Here is a 2,177-nt window from a genome sequence, read left to right on the forward strand (position 1 = left end):
ACAACATCCAGCGGTTTGACCTGATGCAGACGGAGGCGGTGAGCGATCAGGTGCTGCCAGTAACCATAGCGGTCGCGATCTACGAAGGGGCGGAGCAGGTGTCCAGCGAAGAGGTGGTGACCTTTGATAGCGCTTCAGACTCCATGACGGAGCGGGTTAAACAAGTGCGATTGTCGTTGTCCGGTAAAGACTTTGACCGCAAACGGGATTATTTCCTGGTACTCCGGGATAAAGACTTCAACACCGAAATTGAGCGCTATCGGGTGGTGATAGACCTGGCGTTTACAGATGACTTTTTCTAAGGCAGTGGCCATGCAGGAAGATAAAGATCTGGATCAGTTACTCAACGAGCACTTTGCGGGCCGGGTGGTGCGCAAGGATCTGACCAAGCAGATCAAAGAGGGCGCGAATGTGCCCGTGTACGTGCTGGAGTACCTGCTGGGCATGTATTGCGCCTCGGATGACCCGGAGGTGATCGAAACGGGCCTGCGGAACGTCAAAACCGTGCTGTCTGAGAACTACGTGCGCCCTGACGAGGCCGAGAAGGTGAAATCTCTGGTGCGTGAGCGGGGCAGTTACAAGGTGATCGACCGGGTGACCGTTCGCCTGAACGAGAAGAAAGACTGTTACGAGGCGGCTTTTTCCAACTTGGGCATCAGGGATGCGGAGATTGGGGCCGGTATCGTTAAAGAAAACGAGAAGCTGTTGGTCGGCGGGATCTGGGTGATTGCGACTCTGAGTTATTACCATGAGGAAGGGCAGAAAGGCTCGCCCTTTGGCGTAAGCACCCTTAAGCCGATTCAGATGCCCAACATGAATATGGCTGAGTTGTTCGCCGGCCGTGCCGCGCTGACCGTTGACCAGTGGCGGGAGACGCTGATTCGTTCAATTGGGATGGAGCCTGCCTCGCTGGATCAGTCGGTGCAGTGGCACCTGCTGGCGCGGATGATTCCGTTTGTGGAGAACAACTACAACGTCTGTGAGCTGGGCCCTAGGGGCACGGGTAAGAGTCATATCTACAAAGAGTGCTCACCCAATAGCATTCTGGTGTCCGGCGGTCAGACAACGGTGGCGAACCTCTTCTACAACATGAGCAGCCGCAAAATCGGCCTGGTGGGCATGTGGGACCTTGTGGCCTTTGATGAAGTGGCGGGCATCAACTTCAAGGAAAAGGATGGCGTCCAGATCATGAAGGACTACATGGCCTCCGGCTCCTTCGCCCGCGGCCGTGAGCAGATGGAAGCCAATGCCTCCATGGTGTTTGTGGGCAACATCAATCAGTCTGTAGAGTCGCTCGTCAAAACCAGCCATCTGTTGGCTCCCTTCCCTGAACAGATGATCGATTCTGCTTTCTTTGACCGGTTCCACGCTTACATCCCCGGCTGGGAAATTCCCAAGATGCGTCCTGAGTTCTTCACCAACCGATACGGGCTGATTGTGGACTACCTGGCTGAGTTTTACCGGGAGATGCGCAAGCGTAGTTTTGCTGATGCTCTGGATAGATATTTCAAGCTGGGTGGGGACCTAAATCAGCGGGATACGATTGCCGTGCGGAAGACAGTTTCCGGCCTGCTGAAGTTGCTGTACCCCCACGGCGAATTTGACAAGGAAGCCGTGCGCCAGTGCCTGGAATACGCCCTGGAAGTGCGTCGCAGGGTTAAGGAACAGCTCAAGAAGATCGGTGGCATGGAATTCTACGATGTGCATTTCAGCTACATCGACAACGAAGATCTGGAAGAACACTTTGTCACTGTGAAAGAGCAGGGTGGTGGCAAGTTGATACTGGAAGGTCCTTCAAAACCGGGAGTAGTACATACTATCGGTGTGAGCGCTAAAGGGGTTCCGACCCTTTACCGCATCGAGCTTCAGGTAACCAAAGGCTCCGGCAAACTGGCTACCTCGGGCCAAGTTACCAACCCTGCGGCCAAAGAGCAGGTGAAAATGGCCTTTGACTATTTTAAGGCCAACATCTCCCGCATCTCTGGTGCAACCAAGGTAATGGACCACGACTTCCACCTGCACGTGGTGGATCTGCAAAACGGCGGCCCCATCCAGTCGCTCTCCATTCCCAGCCTTGTGGCCTTTGCTTCCGGGATCATGGGGCGACCAGCCCAGGCTCAGCTCGTCGTACTTGGTGACATGAGTCTGGGTGGCAGTGTAAACGCTGTGCAGAGTCT

Annotated in this window: 1 protein-coding gene and 1 pseudogene; both read left to right on the forward strand. The window is 54.9% G+C overall.

Going from position 1 to position 2,177, the window contains the following annotated elements; translation table 11 throughout:
• Positions 1–302: pseudogene (locus B2W52_RS21770) on the forward strand (BREX-1 system phosphatase PglZ type A); the annotation flags it as partial.
• Positions 289–2,177 (forward strand): protease Lon-related BREX system protein BrxL (gene brxL, locus B2W52_RS21775; RefSeq protein WP_349677092.1); only part of this gene is annotated, 1,889 nt, incomplete at its 3' end. The pseudogene B2W52_RS21770 and the gene brxL, both read left to right, overlap by 14 nt.

It is taken from the genome of Marinobacter sp. UBA2498 (genome assembly GCF_002341575.1).
In the GTDB taxonomy this organism is placed as follows: Bacteria; Pseudomonadota; Gammaproteobacteria; order Pseudomonadales; family Oleiphilaceae; genus Marinobacter; species Marinobacter manganoxydans.